This is a genomic window from Microbacterium sp. MM2322, from assembly GCF_964186585.1.
In the GTDB taxonomy this organism is placed as follows: Bacteria; Actinomycetota; Actinomycetes; order Actinomycetales; family Microbacteriaceae; genus Microbacterium.
The window spans coordinates 2079855-2095939 of record NZ_OZ075067.1; the positions used below are offsets into that span (position 1 = coordinate 2079855).

A 16085-nucleotide genomic window follows, 5' to 3' on the forward strand; every position below is an offset into this window, starting at 1 on the left:
GAGTCCGTGGAACCTCGCCGTCGATGGGGAGGGGTCAGTGCTCGTCGTAGTGGTCGCCGTGCTCGGCGTGCTTGTGACCGTCGTGCAGGTAGTCGACGTGACCATCGTGCTCGACCGTCTCGTGACCGCAGGCGGCGCCGTGGGCGTGCTCGGCGACCGTGTGCTCTGCGTGGACTTCTTCCGTGCTCATGTTGTCTCCTTGGGGGGGTGTTTCGTCGGTGGCGTCGGATTCGCGGACATGGATGAGAGCGTCGGTGATCACGTGCAGGACGTGCTCGTCGGCGAGGCGATACTCGCTCGACCTGCCGTCACGTGTCACTTCGACCAGCCCCACCTGCCGCAGCGTCCGGAGATGCTGCGAGACGAGGGGTTGAGTCAGCCCCGTCGCTTCCACGAGCGCACCGACGACCAGGGGGCCGTCGGCGAGTGTCGCGAGCAGGCCGAGTCGGGACTCGTTTCCGAGCACCTTGAACAGGTCAGCTGCCGCCGCGATCTCTTTCGCCACGCCTCAAGACTCGCTCACACATAGTGATATTGCAATGTATTTATGTAATTGAGAGTGATCCTCATGACACACGTGACGCCGAGTCATTGGAAGTCTCGCGAGCGGTGCGTCACCCCCACTCGCAGATCTTCGAACGCATCGGCAACGAGGTTGGTCACCCCCTCGGGAGAGCGCTCCAGCATGCCGCGCGCGATGAGCGCGGGACTGTCGCGCAGGATGCGGCGGTACCTGTTCCACACTCCGACCGAGCAGATCACGTTCATCACGCCGTGCTCGTCTTCGAGGTTCAGGAAGGTGATGCCGGATGCCGTCGCCGGCCGCTGCCGGTGCGTCACCAGACCCGAGACCTCGATGCGACGGCCGACCTCGTGCTCGCGCATGCCGCGGGACGTGATCACCCCGCGCGCGTCGAGCTGCGACCGGTAGTGCGTCAGCGGATGGTCGTCGGCGGAGACCCCCGTCGCCCACAGGTCGGCGGCGAGCACGTCGTAGCTCGACTGGTCGGGGAACAGCGGCGGCTGCACCGACACGAGCGAGCCCTCGAGGAACTCCAGCCGGTCCTGCGCGGCATCCCCTGCCAGCCAGATGCCCTCGCGCCGGGTGATCCCGAGGCTCTCGAACGCCCCCGCCGTCGAGAGCGCCTCGAGGTGCGCCGCCGTCGCGCCGGTGCGCCGCACGAGGTCGCGCAGGTCCCGATACGGACCGGATGCCTCCCGTTCCGTCACGATCTTCGTCGTCAGCGGCACGCCGATCCCCGTGATCGAGGCGAGCCCCAGCCGAACCGCGAACTCCCCATCGCGCCGGTGCGCCGCCGACTCGTCGGGCAGCGACCGGTCGAAGGTCGGCACGGGCGGTTGGATGCGGTCGGTGCACGAGTCCCTGCCCGTCGGGGCACGGCGGTGCCCGGCATCCGGGGGCGCGGCATCCGGGGGCGCGGCATCCCGGGGCGCGGCATCCGCGCCTGTCGCAAATCGAGGAGATGACGGTTCCCGAGGAGCGAAACCCGCGAATCCCTCCTCGGGACGCTCCATCTCCTCGCGAAGCGACACCCCGTCCGCATCCGACACCGGCTCCAGCCCCGCTTCGACCCCCGACGCGTGCAAGTCGGGACGCCGCACCTCGACCCCGTGCCGGCGCGCGTCGGCGGTCAGGGTCGCGGGCGAGTAGAAACCCATCGGCTGCGCACGCAGGAGGGCGGCCAGGAATGCCGCCGGGTAGTGCAGTTTCAGCCACGACGACGCGTAGACGAGCAGCCCGAACGACAGCGAGTGGCTCTCGGCGAAGCCGAAGTTCGCGAACGCCTGGATCTTCACGTAGATGTCGTCGGCGGCCGTTCCGGTCAGGCCGTTTCGTGCCATGCCCTCGTAGAGCTTCTTCTTCAGCGAGTCGATCCGCTCGATACCGCGCTTCGATCCCATCGCACGGCGAAGCAGGTCGGCATCCTCCCCCGACAGGTCGCCGATCGCCATGCCCATCTGCATGAGCTGCTCCTGGAACACCGGAATGCCGAGGGTCCGCTCCAGCACCGGCTTCAGCTTCGGATGCGCGTACGTGACCGGCTCGTCGCCGAGCTTGCGCCGCACGAACGGGTGCACCGCCCCGCCCTGGATCGGTCCCGGGCGGATCAGTGCGATCTCGACCACGAGGTCGTAGAACTTCCGCGGCTGGAGGCGCGGCAGCAACCCCATCTGCGCGCGGGATTCGACCTGGAACACCCCGATCGAGTCGGCGCGGCACAGCATGTCGTAGACCGCGGCCTCCTCCTTCGGCATCGCGTCGAGTGACCACCGCTCCCCCGTCGCCGCCTCGATCATGTCGAAGCAGTACTGCAGGGCGGCGAGCATCCCGAGCCCCAGCAGGTCGAACTTCACGAGCCCCATCCACGCCGCGTCGTCTTTGTCCCACTGGATGACGGTGCGGTTCTCCATGCGCGCGTGCTCGATCGGCACGACCTCGCCGACCGGCCGGTCTGTCAGCACCATCCCGCCCGAGTGGATGCCGAGGTGCCGAGGCGCCTTCAACAGCTCACCCGCGTACTCGACGACCCGGTCGGGGATGTCGTGATCGCCCGGGGTGTCGAGCGTCGCCCCCTCCCCACGCCCACTCCACGCATCGCTGTCGCGCTGCGCGGAGCCTCCGGGCGCGTGGGCCCAGCGCTCGATCTGCTTCGACCAGGCATCCTGCTGCCCCGGCGAGTGTCCGAGCGCTTTCGCCATGTCGCGGATCGCGTTCTTCGGCCGGTACTGGATCACGTTGGCGACCTGCGCCGCCCGCTCGCGCCCGTAGGTCTCGTAGACCCACTGGATGATCTCTTCACGCCGGTCCGAGTCGAAGTCGACGTCGATGTCGGGCTCCTCGTCGCGCAGCGCCGACAGGAACCGTTCGAACGGCAGGTCGTAGAAGATCGAGTCGATCGCGGTGATGTCGAGCAGATAGCAGACGGCACTGTTCGCGGCGGATCCCCGCCCCTGACACAGGATGCCGCGGCGTCGCGCCTCCTGCACGATCCCGTGCACGATGAGGAAGTACCCCGGGAAGTCCTTCTGCTCGATGACTCCCAGCTCCTTCTCGATGCGCGCGCGGTTCGCGTCGGTGGCATCCGGATACTTGCGGGGTACCGCTTCCCACACCAGGTGCCGGAGCCACGTCATCGGCGTGTGCCCCTCGGGAACCTGCATCTTCGGAAGCGCGGGCTTCGCGCGGCGCAGGGGGAACGCGAGCTCGTCGGCGAGCGCGACGGTCCGCGCCACCGCCCCCGGGTACCGCCGAAAGCGCCGTGCCATCTCGGCGCCCGACCGCAGGTGCGCGCTCGCGTGCGCGGGCAGCCACCCGTCGAGCTCGTCGAGCCCGCGGTTCGCACGCACCGCCGCGACCGCCGCGGCGAGGTGCACCTTCTCGGGCACGGCGTAGTGCACGTTGTTCGACGCGATGACCGGCAGCCCCCGCTCGGCGGCGAGCGCGGCGAGCGCGTCGTTGTCGCGCGAGTCGGTCGGGGCGCCCTGGTCGATGAGCTCGACATCGATCCGTTCCGCCCCGAACAGGTCGACGAGTCGGTCGAGCTCGTAGGCGGCGGCATCCACCCCGTCGACGGCGAGCGCCTGCCGGACGGCGCCCTTGCGGCATCCGGTCAGCACCTGCCAGTGCCCTCCGGCGCGGTCGGCGAGGTCGTGCAGGTCGTAGACCGGGCGCCCCTTCTCACCGCCCGACAACTGTGCGTGCGTGATGGCTGCGGCGAGCCGGTGATAGCCCTCCTCGCCACGCGCGAGCACCAGCAGATGACTGCCGTGCGGGTCGGGCTCGCCGCTCTGCGGACCGGGGAGCCCCAGCGACAGCTCGGCGCCGAAGACGGTCTGCAGCTGCAGGTGCTCGGCGGCTTCGGCGAACCGGACGATCCCGTAGAACCCGTCGTGGTCGGTGATCGCGAGGGCGTGGAGGCCAAGGCGCTCCGCCTCTTCGACGAGGTCCTCGGGTGAGGACGCGCCGTCGAGGAACGAGAACGACGAGTGCGCGTGCAGTTCTGCGTACGGCACCGCATCGACCGGACGCTCGATCTCGGGCGTGCGGTACTTACCGCGCTTGTGCGACCACGCCGGACTGTCGCCGCCGTCGGCTCCCGCCGGCGCTCCCTCGGGGCGGCGGCGGTCACTGAGGATCCGTTCCATCTCGGACCACGAGACCGACGGGTTGTTGCCCCACCCCATCAGTCGTACCTGCCCTCGGCATGCCAGACGCCCTCTTCGCAGACGAGCAGCCAGGCCGTCTGCGCCTCGTCGACGATCTGGAACCGATGCGCGCGGCGGGCGCGTGCGGCATCCCACCCCCGCTCCATGACCGGCCACGGTCCCGCCCACGACTCGATGCGGCGCGGATGCCGGGGCTTGCGCGCCCCCGACGCGTCCGGCGCTCCGGGGAGGATCAGCGCGACCGGCTCGGCCGTCAGCTCTCCCCGCCCGTCGACGGCGACCATGTCGTCGTCGTGGTCGATCACCGCAACCGGCACGGGTTCGGGGAAGACGGTCGCCGGCAACGGATCGGGCAGGCTCCCCGGCCACGGCCGCGCCCGCTCGGCGATGACGGCTCGGTCCCCCCTGCTTCCGCCGTCTCCCCAGGGCACGAGCACCTGCCGCTCGGCGAGCCACCGGCCGCCACCGAGCACCGGGGTGACGACCCCGGTGTGCCCGAGCATCGCCTGCACGCGCGACAGCGCCGAGTGCACGCGTTCTTCCGGCCCCGAACCGAACAGCCCCGTCACGTGATGGGATGCCGCATCCACCTTTTCGGGCGCGATCCGCACCTTCGCGACGGCGCTCTTGAGCCCGCGCTCGGCGAGCTGCCAGCGCACCCGGTCGACGACGGCAGCGGCATCGAACGCGCCTGGATGCAGCCACACCCGCTCGCTGTGATCGCCCCGGTCGCCCGTCAGCGCGACGCGCAGCTCGGTGCAGACGAGGTCGACGGCGCCGAGCCCCGAGATGAACTGCTCAGCCGCGAGGCGCACGCCGAACGCGACTTGGTCGGCGATCTCGAGCGGCGGCTCGAAGCTCACCTCGCGGTCGAGCTCGGGCGGTGGGGTGCGCGGCTGCACGGTTTGCGAGTCGAGCCCGGACGCGAGCGCGTGCAGCCGTGCCCCGCGGGGGCCGAGCCGCTCGACGAGCCGTTCGGGCGGAAGGGCGGCCAGCTGGCCGAGCGTGTGGATGCCGAGGCGCGCGAACAGACTCGCGACCGACTCGTCTTCGAGCGAAGCCACCGGCAGCGTCGACAGGAACGCGGCCGCCGCCCCCGGCGGGACGATCCGGAGCGGCGCGTCGACTCCCGTCGCCCGGGCTGCCTGCTCCGCCGTGAACGGACCGTCGCCGACACCCGCGCGCACGTCGTGCACGCCGAGCTCGGCGAGCGCGCCGGTCAGCGCGGTCGCCGCACCCGCTTCGCCGCCGTAGAACCGGGCGGGTCCCTTCACCCGCAGCGCGCAGAGCCCCGGCTCGCGCAGCTGCACACCCGGCGCGATCTCCTCGAGCCGGGCGATGAGCGGCGCGAACGTGCGGTGGTCGCGGGCGTCGTCGGCGTCGACCACCTGGAGCTGCGGACATCGCGCCTGCGCGTCGCGGCGCCGCATCCCCCGGCGCACCCCGTCGGCACGCGCGGTCGGCGAGGTCGCGGCGACCGTCCCCTTCGCGAAGACGGCGATCGGCTGGTCGACCTCGGCGAGCCCCTCGAGCCCGAGCGCGATGACCGGCCAGTCGGGCACCCAGACGACGAGGCTCCGCACCGGCTCGGTTCCGGTGTCGACGAGCGCAGGATCCATCAGCTCACCGCCCGCATCGGCAGGTCGACGATCGGCGCGACGGGCTGCGCGCGCACCGCGATCGCGCCGTCGGGGGCGGGCAGCAGCATCCGTGACGACCGCGGCACCGGAAAGCGCCGGCTCGTCACCGTGACGGTCAACTCTCGATCCGACAGCACCCCGTACCCGTCGCCGAGCCCCGACCAGCGGGCGTCGGTCACGTCGATCATCGCCTCGGTCTGCGGCCACGGCCCCTGCACGAGCAGCACGACCCCGCGCTCCCGCATGCGCGCCGCGAGCCGCGAGATGTCGGCATCCTTCGCCCGGGTCGGCGGCCGCACCGCGACGACCGGCAGCACATCGGCGATCGTCGCCGTCACGGCGAGCCAGCGCGGTCCCGGCTCGGGGATCAGCACGAGGTGCGTCAGGTCGACGCCCGCCTTCTCGGCCGCCTCGGCGCCGAACCCCGGCATCCCGACTACCCCGCACCAGCTGCCCGTCTGCGACGGCTGCGCCAACAGGCCGAACAGCAGCGACATCGAGCCGCCGATCGAATACGACGATCCGGGACGCAGTCCCCCGCCCGGCAGCAGATCGGCCAGGGCAGGATGGGTGGGAAGGGGCGGCGCGTCGAGCTTGCGCCCCTGGATCTGAGCCATCTGCGCGCGCAGCCGCTGCACCTCTTGGGCAGTGGCGGTGCTTCGCACGATGGATCTCACCTCGACATGGTAGAAGCTTTGTTCGAATGACTCAAGCGGTCTACCTCGAAGATACGCACGGGTTCCGACATCGCCCGCGCCCGCCTTCCCCCACTCCGAACGAGCGGATGCCGAGCCTCAGTCCACCTGCTCACCCTGAACGGCGTCGAGAACGCTCTGCCACTCCTCGGCGTACGCACCGACGCCCGTCGCATCCGTCGCCATCGAGGCCAGGCCCGGCGCGAGTCGCTCGATGAGGCCCGGTCCGATGCGACCGGGTCCGAGCGCGCCGAGGTGGGCGCGCATACCCGCGGTATCGAAGACCGGGGTGTACGGCGTCCGTGACGGTGCCCCCTTCCGCGGCGTGAAGAGTCGGACGCTCTTGTGCGAGTAGAAGACGCAGGCGTCGATGCTGAGGTCCTCACCGGTCCTGGCCTCGATGAGCCGGCGCAGCGCGAAGGCCTGCCTTCGGACCTGCACGCGCGGAGCCACGGAGTGCTTCTCCGAGGTACCGCTCGGGTCCGGGTGCCGTGTGATCGAGAGCCCCGTTCCCTGATCCTCTCGCCGCACCTGGATGGCGAACTCGCCGTCCGAACCGGCGTCGATCAGCGCGCCGAACGCCGCGTGCACGGACGACGGAGCGACCCCGTCGAACACGACACCCTTCCAGTTCTTCGCCTCGATCACGATCACGCGGTCGTCCATGAGCAGCACATGATCGAGCTGCGTCACATATTTCGGCTGCTCCCGGCCACCCGTGGCGAAGACGATCCCCGAGAACAAGACGCCGTCGAGTCCGTGCGCCGACACCATCTCCAGGAGCTTCGCCCGACTCCCCACCTCCCACTTGAGGGACGCCGTGTAGGCCTGGTGGTAGCGAGCGACGAGAGCCTGGGATTCCTCTTTCTCCCGCCGTTCGGCCGCGACATCGGCGAGATGCGCTGCCGTACCCTCCTGCACGACCTGCTGCAGATGCATCTCCCACTGCTGGCGCTCGGCGGAAGCCGTCTCGGCGAGACCCGCCAATCGACGCGTGTGCCGGCGGTGCGAGAACACCACCCAGGCAGCCAAGCCCACCACGAGGAATCCCAGAATCAGGAGTATTACCACCGTCGTCGTATCCATGAAGCTCCTACGGGGCATCGGTCTCGATCGAGCCCCTCACGCTACGCGAGCGGCCTCCTGCGCGGGCGCACTCCCCACAACCCGCGTCAACGCGCAGACCGGATGCCGGGGCTCAGCCCGCGTCGCGGGCGAACGCTCCCGGCGCTACACCGAACCGGCGCCGGAACGCGCGCGCGAAGGTGTCCGGATCGCGGAAGCCGGCACCGTACGCCGCGGCGGCCACCGGCATCCCGTCGCGGAGCAGCCCCTGCGCGCTCCCGAGCCGGTACTCGCGGATCAGCGCCGCAGGGCTCTCCCCCTCGCGCCCCAGCACGGCCTGCGCCGTCCGCACGGACACGTGCGCATCCCGCGCGAGCACGTCGACGCAGAACTCCGGGTCGCGGTGCCGCGCGGCGATCTGCGCACGCAGAGCGGATGCCGACGGCACCCCGCGCATCGCCGGAACCTGCGCCTGCGGCTCGAACGACAGCAGTCGATGCTCGGGCAGGGGCAGTTCCGCCAGCCGCCACGCGACGTCGAGCGGCCGTCCCGCGCGGGTGACGAACACCTCGTTGCCCCGCGGGTCACCGCCGTGATCCGCCGCGTGGACGATCGGGCACTCGTGCGCGGGGTAGGCGGAGCCGTCTGCGCGATGCCCGTGCAGCACCTCGTGGCTCGGACCTCCCACGACCCGGCGGGGATCGGAGTATCCGAGCAACCGCCCGGCGGCCTCGTTCAGGTGGGCGACGGCGCCACCGGGTCCGATGACCCACAGCGGCTGCGGGACGGCATCCACCACCGCCTGCATCCACTGCTCGATCGCCGCCATGGGCCCACGCTAGGCACCGAGGTTTGCCCTGGCGCGTCGCGCGCGTTTCGACCGTGTCACACGTGCGCACAACGACGGCATCCGTGCGCGTTCTTCCTGCCGCCTCACGCTCCGGGACTGGTCCGATGGAACGAACCGACGAGAGGACACGTCATGACGCTCCCCCAGATCATCAGCAAGCAGGCCGCCGGTGCCGCCATCGACGAGGTGCGACGCAAGAGCGGACTCTCGTGGGACGCGGTGAGCGAGCTCATCGGCCGTCCGCCGGTGTGGACCGCCGCGGCCGTTCTCGGGATGCACGCCCTCCCCCCGGCCGAAGCGGAGCGCCTCGGCGACGCCCTCGGACTCGACGCCGCGCTCGTCGACGCCCTCACCCGCCAGCCGAACCGCGCCGCCGAGGCAGATCTCTCTACCGACCCGACGATCTACCGCTTCCACGAACTCGTGCAGGTCTACGGGCCCGCGCTCAAAGCCCTCATCCACGACCGTTTCGGCGACGGCATCATGAGCGCGATCAACTGCAGCATCTCTCTCGACCGCGTCGCACACCCCGACGGGGACCGCGTCGTCATCACGATCGACGGCAAGTTCCTGCCCTACGCCTGGGTCGAATCCGGCGTCTGACCTGGGCGCTACGCCGCGAGCGCCAGGTACGGCTCCCACGCAGGTTCTGCGCGCTCGGCACCACGCACGCGCCAGCCGGCGCCGCGGGGTGGTTGCGGCATCCACCGCAGCTCCCAGTGCATCTCCTGCGGCGTGCGGTCGCCCTTCACGTTGTTGCAGCGCAGGCACGCGGCGACGAGGTTCTCCCAGGAGTCCGCTCCCCCGCGCGAGCGCGGCAGGACGTGATCGATCGTCGACGCGCTCTTTCCGCAGTAGGCGCACCGGTGCCCGTCGCGGCGAAGCACACCGCGACGCGTGACCGGCACCCGGCGACTGGCCGGAATCCGCACGTACCGGGTCAGCACGATGACAGCCGGCCGGTCGTACACGTCACTGGTCCCCCAGACGGGGTCCTCCTCGACGCGCTCGATGATGGTGGCTTTCTCGGTCATGACGAGCACGATGGCCCGCTTGAAGGAGATGACAGCCAGGGGTTCATAGCCTGCATTCAGCACCAGAGTGCGCATAGGGGTGTCCTCTCGAACGGCCCTGACGGCTTCAGGGCCTTCCGTTTCGTCGACGCGGTGCGGGTCGAGAGGGGTGCGGGTACGAAAAAAGGCACCGTCATGAAGACAGCGCCTTATTCGCACGACCGACGTCGTGGCAATCGTGCACACGATGCCGCAGCACATGCCGACCTAGCGCATTCCGGTTGCGAATGCGGGGTTGGATGTCCATGCGGCTCCCCTCGGCTCGAACGAGCGTCGGGGTCAGGGTATTACACCCGGGGATGCCCCTGGGCGAACAACAGCAGAACGGATGCTGTGTGTCGTCAGCCGGCGTTGGCCTGAAGCCACGACTCGGCGTTGGTGTACCCGTTGTTGATACGGATCTCGAGGTGCAGGTGGGTGCCGTTGGCACGACCCGTGGAGCCGACCTGGCCGATCAGCTGCCCGACGGAGACCGTGTCGCCGACGGAGACACGACGCGTGCCCCAATCCATGTGCGCATAGAGCGAGGTGACGCGCGTACCACCGATGTTGTGGGCGATCTTGACGTACACGCCCCAGCCCGGACCTGACTCGGAGGAGGCGACCACGGTGCCGTCGGCGACGGCGTAGATCGGCTCGCCGCGGCCGACCATGTAGTCGGTGCCCTTGTGTCCGGCGTACGGGCGCCCGAAGTTGTCGAAGTGCGCGAGCGGCCGACGGACGGTGCCGGAGCCCGGCGACACGAGCGGAACGGCCGAGGAGAAGCTCGACGAGGCCCGCGCCTTGGACGACGACGAGGCGAGACGAGCGGCGAGTGCGGCCTTCGCGGCCTCTTCTGCGGCGGCCTTCGCCTTCGCAGACTCGATCTCTTCGGGGGTCGTGGCCGAGTAGCCGCCGCGGTCGAGCGTGGCGGGGCTGCCCTCGGATGCGACGACGAGCGACTGCGCGTCATCCGCGGACACCTGCTGCAGCGTGCGAGCCTGGGCGACATCGCCCCGGTCAGCTGCAGCGAAAGCAGGGATGGCGACGGTGGCGACCATGCCGGCGACGGCGGCGACGGTCAGGAAGCTGCGCATCGGGTGCGGACGAGTGGCGGCAGAACGGGTAGCGGGCGTCTGAGCGACGGCGCGACGACTGACACGACCTTTTCGGGGGGCCGTCGATGCCTCAGAAATCTCGTTCGACGGGTGGAACTCTTCAGCCAAGCTGTCCTCCGGCGCCTTCGCATCCCGGGGGGCAGGATGCTGGCTCGTCGTCAATCAGTGATCGGGCACAGATGTAGGGGGCACTTCGCGAATGACGAGCCGGAAAGGCAACTCGCGGAGCGGTCCGTGGCGGGCTTCTCGCCTATGGACTCTCCGAGGCTACCGGAAGGTAACGAATAAGTCACGCTGCCGCCCGCTGGGGGCGGCGCCGGGCGAGCGTTCAGATCTCGCGCGCGTCGACGATGAAGATGTGCGAGGCCACTTCGACGGGCAGCTCGAGAGCCTCGTCCACGTCATCCATCTCGACGAGGACGTAGCCCTCGTTGAAGCGGAACGAGCCCGTGCGACCGGGGACGACGCCCGCGTCGCGCAGCTGGGTCAGAAGCTCCGGATCGACCTGCATGGGCTCTGCGAGGCGACGGATGCTGCCGGTCACCGGACCACCGGCGTCGTTGAGCCTCCGCACGAGGCCGACCACACCGTTGTCGAACGCATTGGCGGGAACGTCGCCGAGCTGGTCGAGCCCGGGGATCGGGTTGCCGTACGGCGACTCGGTCGGGTGGTCGAGGAGTTCGATCAGGCGGCGCTCGACGAGCTCGCTCATGACGTGCTCCCAGCGGCAGGCCTCTTCGTGGACGTACGCCCAGTCGAGACCGATGACGTCGGACAGCAGACGCTCGGCAAGACGGTGCTTGCGCATCACGTCGACGGCCTTCTGACGACCCGGATCCGTGAGCTCGAGCTTGCGATCCTCCGATACGACGACGAGTCCGTCGCGCTCCATGCGACCGATCGTCTGCGACACCGTGGGGCCGGAGTGCCCGAGGCGTTCCGAGATACGGGCGCGGAGGGGCGTGATGCCCTCCTCCTCGAGCTCGAGGATGGTGCGCAGATACATCTCGGTGGTGTCGATGAGGTCGGTCATAGAGGCCTTTTCGCGCGGGAGACGGTACCTTCCCAGCCTATCCGTCATCCGGTCTCGGAGCGTCATGCGCCCGAGGCGGGCGGGGGCCGCGCCCTAGACTTCTCGGCATGGCGACTGTGACCCTTCCCCGCGAAATCCTTCCCGTCGACGGACGCTTCGGCTGCGGCCCGTCCAAGGTCCGTGCCGAGCAGCTCGAGGCGCTCGTCACGCAGGGAGCGTCGCTGTTCGGAACGTCGCACCGCCAGGCCCCCGTGAAGGACCTCGTCGCTCGCACCCGCTCGGGCCTCGCAGACCTCTTCCGCCTTCCCGACGGGTACGAGATCATCCTCGGCAACGGCGGATCGACCGCGTTCTGGGATGCCGCGGCCTTCGGCCTCATCGAGAAGCGCGCCCAGAACCTCGTGTTCGGCGAGTTCGGCGGCAAGTTCGCTGCAGCGGCCGCTGCTCCCTGGCTGGAGGCGCCGGACGTGCGCCGGGCCGAGCCGGGAACGAGCGCGAAGCCCGAAGCCGTCGAGGGCGTCGACGTCTACGCCTGGGCGCACAACGAGACCTCCACGGGCGTCGCGACCGCTATCACGCGCGTCCACGGTGACGCCGGTGCCCTCACCGTGATCGACGCCACGAGCGCCGCCGGCGGCATCGACATCGACATCGCCGAGGCCGACGTCTACTACTTCGCGCCGCAGAAGAACCTCGGCTCCGATGGCGGGCTCTGGTACGCCGCGGTGTCGCCGGCCGCCATCGAGCGGATCGAGCGGGTCGCGGCATCCGGTCGGTACATTCCGGAGTTCCTGAGCCTCAAGAACGCGCTCGACAACTCGCGCCTGCAGCAGACGCTCAACACGCCCGCGATCGCGACGCTGCAGCTCCTCGACAGCCAGCTGCAGTGGATCAACGGCAACGGGGGTCTCGCCTGGGCGGGAGGCCGCGCCGCAGAGTCCTCGAACGCGCTCTACGACTGGGCGGATGCCGCATCCTTCGCGACGCCGTTCGTCGCCGACCGCGCAGACCGCTCCCCCGTCGTCGTCACGGTCGATTTCGACGAGTCGATCGACGCCGCCGCCATCGCGAAGAGCCTCCGGGCGAACGGCATCGTCGACACCGAGCCGTACCGCAAGCTCGGCCGCAACCAGCTGCGCGTCGCGACGTTCGTCTCGATCGAGCCCGACGACGTCCGTCAGCTGATCAAGGCCATCGACTACACGGTGGAGCACCTGCGCGACTGAGCTCCGCTCTACGACGACGCGGCCCCGAGGAGTGATCCCCGGGGCCGCGTCGTTTCAGAGCGGATGCCGCGCGTCAGTACTCGCGCAGCACCTCGGTGTTCTCGTCGCCGTCATCCGACTCGTCGTCCTCGTCGGACTCGTCGTCGTCGGCTTCAGCGTCGTCGGACTCGTCGTCGTCGTCCTCGTCGGACTCGTCGTCCTCGTCGGATTCGTCGTCGTCGTCAGCAGACTCGTCGAGCTCGTCGATGTCGACTCCGTCGACGTCGCCCGCGTGAAGGATGGGCGATCCGTCGTCGTCGAAGTCGGCGGCGTCGAGGTCCTCCGCATCCACCTCGTCATCGTCATCGTCTTCGTCTTCGTCTTCGTCGTCGACGTCCTCCGGCTCATCGCCCGAGGCCGCCTGCGCAGCCTGGTACTCGGCAAGGCGCTCCGCCCACGGCAGCCATTCGGGGGCGAGCAGCGCACCGTCGCCGGGGAGCAACTCGACCTCGAGCACCGTCGGGTCGGATCCCTCGACGACCGCGACGCTCACCGTCCAGAGCCAGCCGGGGTAGCCCGGCATGCGGTTCGCGAAGCGCAGCGACACGACGCCGTCGTCTTCGAGGAGGTAATCCGCGGCGTCACCGATCGTCGCCTCGGGGGTCACCTCGACGAGCGCGGCGCGCGCGAGATCGTACGCTTCGAAGAGGCGCGGATCGGTCGGAGCGGACTCCTGCTCGGCGGACTCAGGCATCGAGTTCATCGGCGACCTTGCGGAGCACGGCGGCGACCTTCTTACCGTGTGCGCCGCTCGGGTACCGCCCGTGGCGGAGGTCCCCGCCGATGCCGTCGAGCAGCTTCACGAGGTCCTCGATGATGACCGCCATGTCGTCGGCGGGCTTGCGGTTGCGCTTGCTGAGGCTGACGGGAGCATCGATCACGCGGACGGCGAGCGCCTGCAGACCGCGGCGGCCGTCGGCGACGCCGTACTCCAGACGCGTGCCGGGCTTCATCGTCGTGGTGTCGGCGGGGAGCGCAGTCGCGTGCAGGAAGACATCCTGACCGTCGTCGCCGGTGATGAAGCCGAAGCCCTTCGCCTCGTCGTAGAACCTGACCTTGCCGGTGGGCATGTGTCGAACCTCGCTGCTCGAGCCCGCGTGCGGGCATGGAAAAGTGGAACCGTCTCAGCCCCACCACCAGACTACGGCACCCCGACGAGCCGCTACTCTGATCGGATGAGCACTCCGCCCCCGGCCGGCGACCTTCCCGTCCGTCGCATCGACCGCATCCTGGCGTTCATGTCCCTGGGGCTGCTCATCCTGTCGGTGGTCTGCTTCTTCGCGATCATCTTCGCCTCGGGTCCGGGCGGACTGAAGCAGGCCGACTTCGCGACCGGGGTATGGCCGGTGGTGAGCCTCGTCGTCTACGTCGCCCCGCCGGTCGCGTTCGCGCTGCTCCTCGCGCTCCTGATCTCGACCTTCGTGCGACGCGGACGGGCCAATAAGGGCCTGTGACGTGACAGCTTCCGATGCTCGTGCTCTCGCGACCCGCCTCGCGACGCTCGATCCGGACGCCCTCGCCACGCTGTTCGATGCCCGCCACATCGCCCCGAGTACGACGTGGACGGACTTCTTCGACGCGGCTGACGCGCTGCTCGACCCGACTCACCTGACCCGGGCCTTCGCCGATGTCTCCGACCTCGAGGCGGCGGCTCTCCGCGCAGCGCTCGAGACGGGCTCGCCGGTCAGCCCCGCACTCCGGGACGGACTGGTGGCACGCGGTCTCGTCGACGAGAACGGCCATGCCTATGGAGCCGTCGCCAGCGCCCTCGACGCCGCGACTCCCGTCGACGCTCCCGCACTCTTCCCCGGCGAGCGGGAATCGGATGCCGCAAGCGCCGAGCGTGCGTTCGATGCCGTCGCGTCCCTCGCCGACATCCTCCACGCCGCGACGCGCACGCCGCTGGGGCGCATCGGGTCCGGCGCCCTGAGCGCAGGAGATCGGCGTCGCCTCGTCGACGCGGGCGCCGCCGGCACCCCCGACGACGCAGACACCCTCGTCGCGATCGCCGCCGAGGCGGGACTCCTCGCAGGATCCGACCGCACCTGGACGATCACCGAAGCGGGCGCGACCTGGCTCGGGACGCGCACCGTCGAACGGTGGGTCGACGTCGCCCACCGCCTGCGCGAGCGACTCCCTGACGCGTTGCGGGCGCCCGAGGGAGGGTGGCGCGCACCGGCCGAGTGGCCCGGAGCGCACCCGTTCGACCCGGCCTGGCCCGATCGGGTACGACGCCTGGCCGCGATGCTGACCCAGTGGGCGATGCTCACCCCCGATGGATCCTCGCCGAAATGGGCCGAGGGGCTGACCCTCGGAGACGATGCCGACATCGACGCGCTCCGGGCGCTCCTTCCCCACGAGGTCGACAAGGTGTACCTCCAGAACGATCTGACGGCCATCGCCCCCGGTCCGCTGGAACCCCAGCTCGACCAGCGCCTGCGCACGACCGCGCGCCGCGAGTCCCGAGCACAGGCGGCGACCTACCGATTCACGGCCGACACGATCGGCGCCGCCTTCGCCGGCGGCGAGACCGCGGCATCCCTCACCGCGTTCCTCACCGAGCTGTCGCTCACCGGAGTGCCGCAGCCACTGGCCTACGAGATCGAACGCGCCGCCGCGCGGCACGGCACCCTCCGGGTCGGACTCGACCGGCAGGGCTACACCCGCATCTCGGGGGATCGTGACCTTCTCCAAGCGATCAACGTCGACCATGCCCTCCGCCCGCTCGGACTCGTCCCTGACGGCGACGACCTGGTCACCCGAACGAGCCCCGACACGACCTACTGGATGCTCTCGGACTCCCGCTATCCGGTTCTGGCTGTGGATGCCGACGGTGCCCCCCGACCCATCGGTCGCCACGAGGTCGTCGAGAGCCCCGCGCCTGCGCCGGCGGCCACCGATCGGTACCGTCCGCTGATCGAGACGCTGCGGGCGAGCCTGTCGGACGACGCGGATGCCGCCTGGCTCGAGCGCGAACTCGATCAGGCCGTGCGCACGCGCTCGACGATCGACATCACGGTGCGGATGCCCGACGGGTCGACGCGCGACGTCACGCTGGAGGCCGCAGGCCTGGGCGGTGGCCGACTCCGCGGCCGTGACCGCGCCGCCGACGTCGAGCGGACGCTGCCGCTGTCGAGCATCGTCAGCGTTCGACCGGTGTGACCGGCGCGGCCGGTAGA

15 protein-coding genes are annotated in these 16085 nt (G+C 70.2%); 4 read left to right on the forward strand and 11 right to left on the reverse strand.

The annotated features are described in order from the left end of the window. Positions 1-34 precede the first annotated feature (34 nt). From ABQ271_RS10220 to ABQ271_RS10245, 6 genes are all read right to left on the reverse strand, one after another. The gene (locus ABQ271_RS10220; RefSeq protein WP_349308659.1) at positions 35-505 is read right to left on the reverse strand and encodes a metalloregulator ArsR/SmtB family transcription factor; all 471 of its coding nucleotides are present in this window, start codon (positions 503-505) and stop codon (positions 35-37) included. An 83-nt stretch (positions 506-588) separates the two neighbouring features. Then, positions 589-4206 carry an error-prone DNA polymerase gene (locus ABQ271_RS10225; protein WP_349308660.1) on the reverse strand — a complete coding sequence of 1206 codons (3618 nt, stop codon included), beginning with the start codon at positions 4204-4206 and terminating at the stop codon, positions 589-591. Beyond that, on the reverse strand, positions 4206-5807 hold the full coding sequence (locus ABQ271_RS10230) for a DNA polymerase Y family protein (RefSeq protein ID WP_349308661.1): 1602 nt from the start codon (positions 5805-5807) through the stop codon (positions 4206-4208). Before ABQ271_RS10230 ends, ABQ271_RS10225 begins: the two co-directional genes overlap by 1 nt. After that, a complete protein-coding gene (locus ABQ271_RS10235; protein ID WP_349310889.1) occupies positions 5807-6493 on the reverse strand; it encodes a hypothetical protein in 687 nt (228 codons plus the stop codon). Before ABQ271_RS10235 ends, ABQ271_RS10230 begins: the two co-directional genes overlap by 1 nt. Positions 6494-6622: 129 nt before the next feature. Then, positions 6623-7609, reverse strand: a complete 987-nt coding sequence (locus tag ABQ271_RS10240; RefSeq protein WP_349308662.1) for a nuclease-related domain-containing protein — start codon at positions 7607-7609, stop codon at positions 6623-6625. 112 nt (positions 7610-7721) lie between these two features. Beyond that, positions 7722-8417 (reverse strand): helix-turn-helix domain-containing protein, encoded by a 696-nt coding sequence (locus ABQ271_RS10245; RefSeq protein WP_349308663.1) that lies wholly within the window; start codon positions 8415-8417, stop codon positions 7722-7724. 153 nt (positions 8418-8570) lie between these two features. On the opposite strand from ABQ271_RS10245, the gene cynS reads away from it, so the two are divergent. Further along, positions 8571-9041 carry a cyanase gene (gene cynS, locus ABQ271_RS10250; protein ID WP_018188567.1) on the forward strand — a complete coding sequence of 157 codons (471 nt, stop codon included), beginning with the start codon at positions 8571-8573 and terminating at the stop codon, positions 9039-9041. 8 nt (positions 9042-9049) lie between these two features. On the opposite strand, the gene ABQ271_RS10255 is transcribed toward cynS, so the two are convergent. From ABQ271_RS10255 to ABQ271_RS10265, 3 genes are all read right to left on the reverse strand, one after another. Then, positions 9050-9547 (reverse strand): HNH endonuclease, encoded by a 498-nt coding sequence (locus ABQ271_RS10255; RefSeq protein WP_349308664.1) that lies wholly within the window; start codon positions 9545-9547, stop codon positions 9050-9052. 305 nt (positions 9548-9852) lie between these two features. Next, positions 9853-10587 carry a M23 family metallopeptidase gene (locus ABQ271_RS10260; protein ID WP_349308665.1) on the reverse strand — a complete coding sequence of 245 codons (735 nt, stop codon included), beginning with the start codon at positions 10585-10587 and terminating at the stop codon, positions 9853-9855. A 349-nt stretch (positions 10588-10936) separates the two neighbouring features. Then, the gene (locus tag ABQ271_RS10265; protein WP_036311885.1) at positions 10937-11641 is read right to left on the reverse strand and encodes a metal-dependent transcriptional regulator; all 705 of its coding nucleotides are present in this window, start codon (positions 11639-11641) and stop codon (positions 10937-10939) included. Positions 11642-11748: 107 nt separating this feature from the next. Here ABQ271_RS10265 and serC point away from each other — a divergent pair, with 107 nt between their 5' ends. Next, positions 11749-12867, forward strand: coding sequence for a phosphoserine transaminase (gene serC / locus ABQ271_RS10270; protein WP_349308666.1), 1119 nt, complete (start codon positions 11749-11751; stop codon positions 12865-12867). A 73-nt stretch (positions 12868-12940) separates the two neighbouring features. Here the strand turns inward: serC and ABQ271_RS10275 are convergent, their stop codons facing one another. Both ABQ271_RS10275 and ABQ271_RS10280 read right to left on the reverse strand, forming a co-directional pair. After that, positions 12941-13600 (reverse strand): DUF3027 domain-containing protein, encoded by a 660-nt coding sequence (locus ABQ271_RS10275; protein ID WP_349310890.1) that lies wholly within the window; start codon positions 13598-13600, stop codon positions 12941-12943. Further along, a complete protein-coding gene (locus ABQ271_RS10280; RefSeq protein WP_349308667.1) occupies positions 13593-13976 on the reverse strand; it encodes a cold shock domain-containing protein in 384 nt (127 codons plus the stop codon). The genes ABQ271_RS10275 and ABQ271_RS10280 overlap by 8 nt, the downstream gene beginning before the upstream one ends. Before the next feature lie 105 nt (positions 13977-14081). Here ABQ271_RS10280 and ABQ271_RS10285 point away from each other — a divergent pair, with 105 nt between their 5' ends. Both ABQ271_RS10285 and ABQ271_RS10290 read left to right on the forward strand, forming a co-directional pair. Next, entirely contained in the window at positions 14082-14360 is a 279-nt protein-coding gene (locus ABQ271_RS10285; protein ID WP_349308668.1) for a multidrug ABC transporter ATPase, read from the forward strand. 1 nt (position 14361) lies between these two features. Further along, complete coding sequence (locus ABQ271_RS10290) at positions 14362-16068, forward strand: helicase-associated domain-containing protein (protein WP_349308669.1); 1707 nt, start codon at positions 14362-14364, stop codon at positions 16066-16068. The last annotated feature ends 17 nt before the right edge of the window (positions 16069-16085 follow it).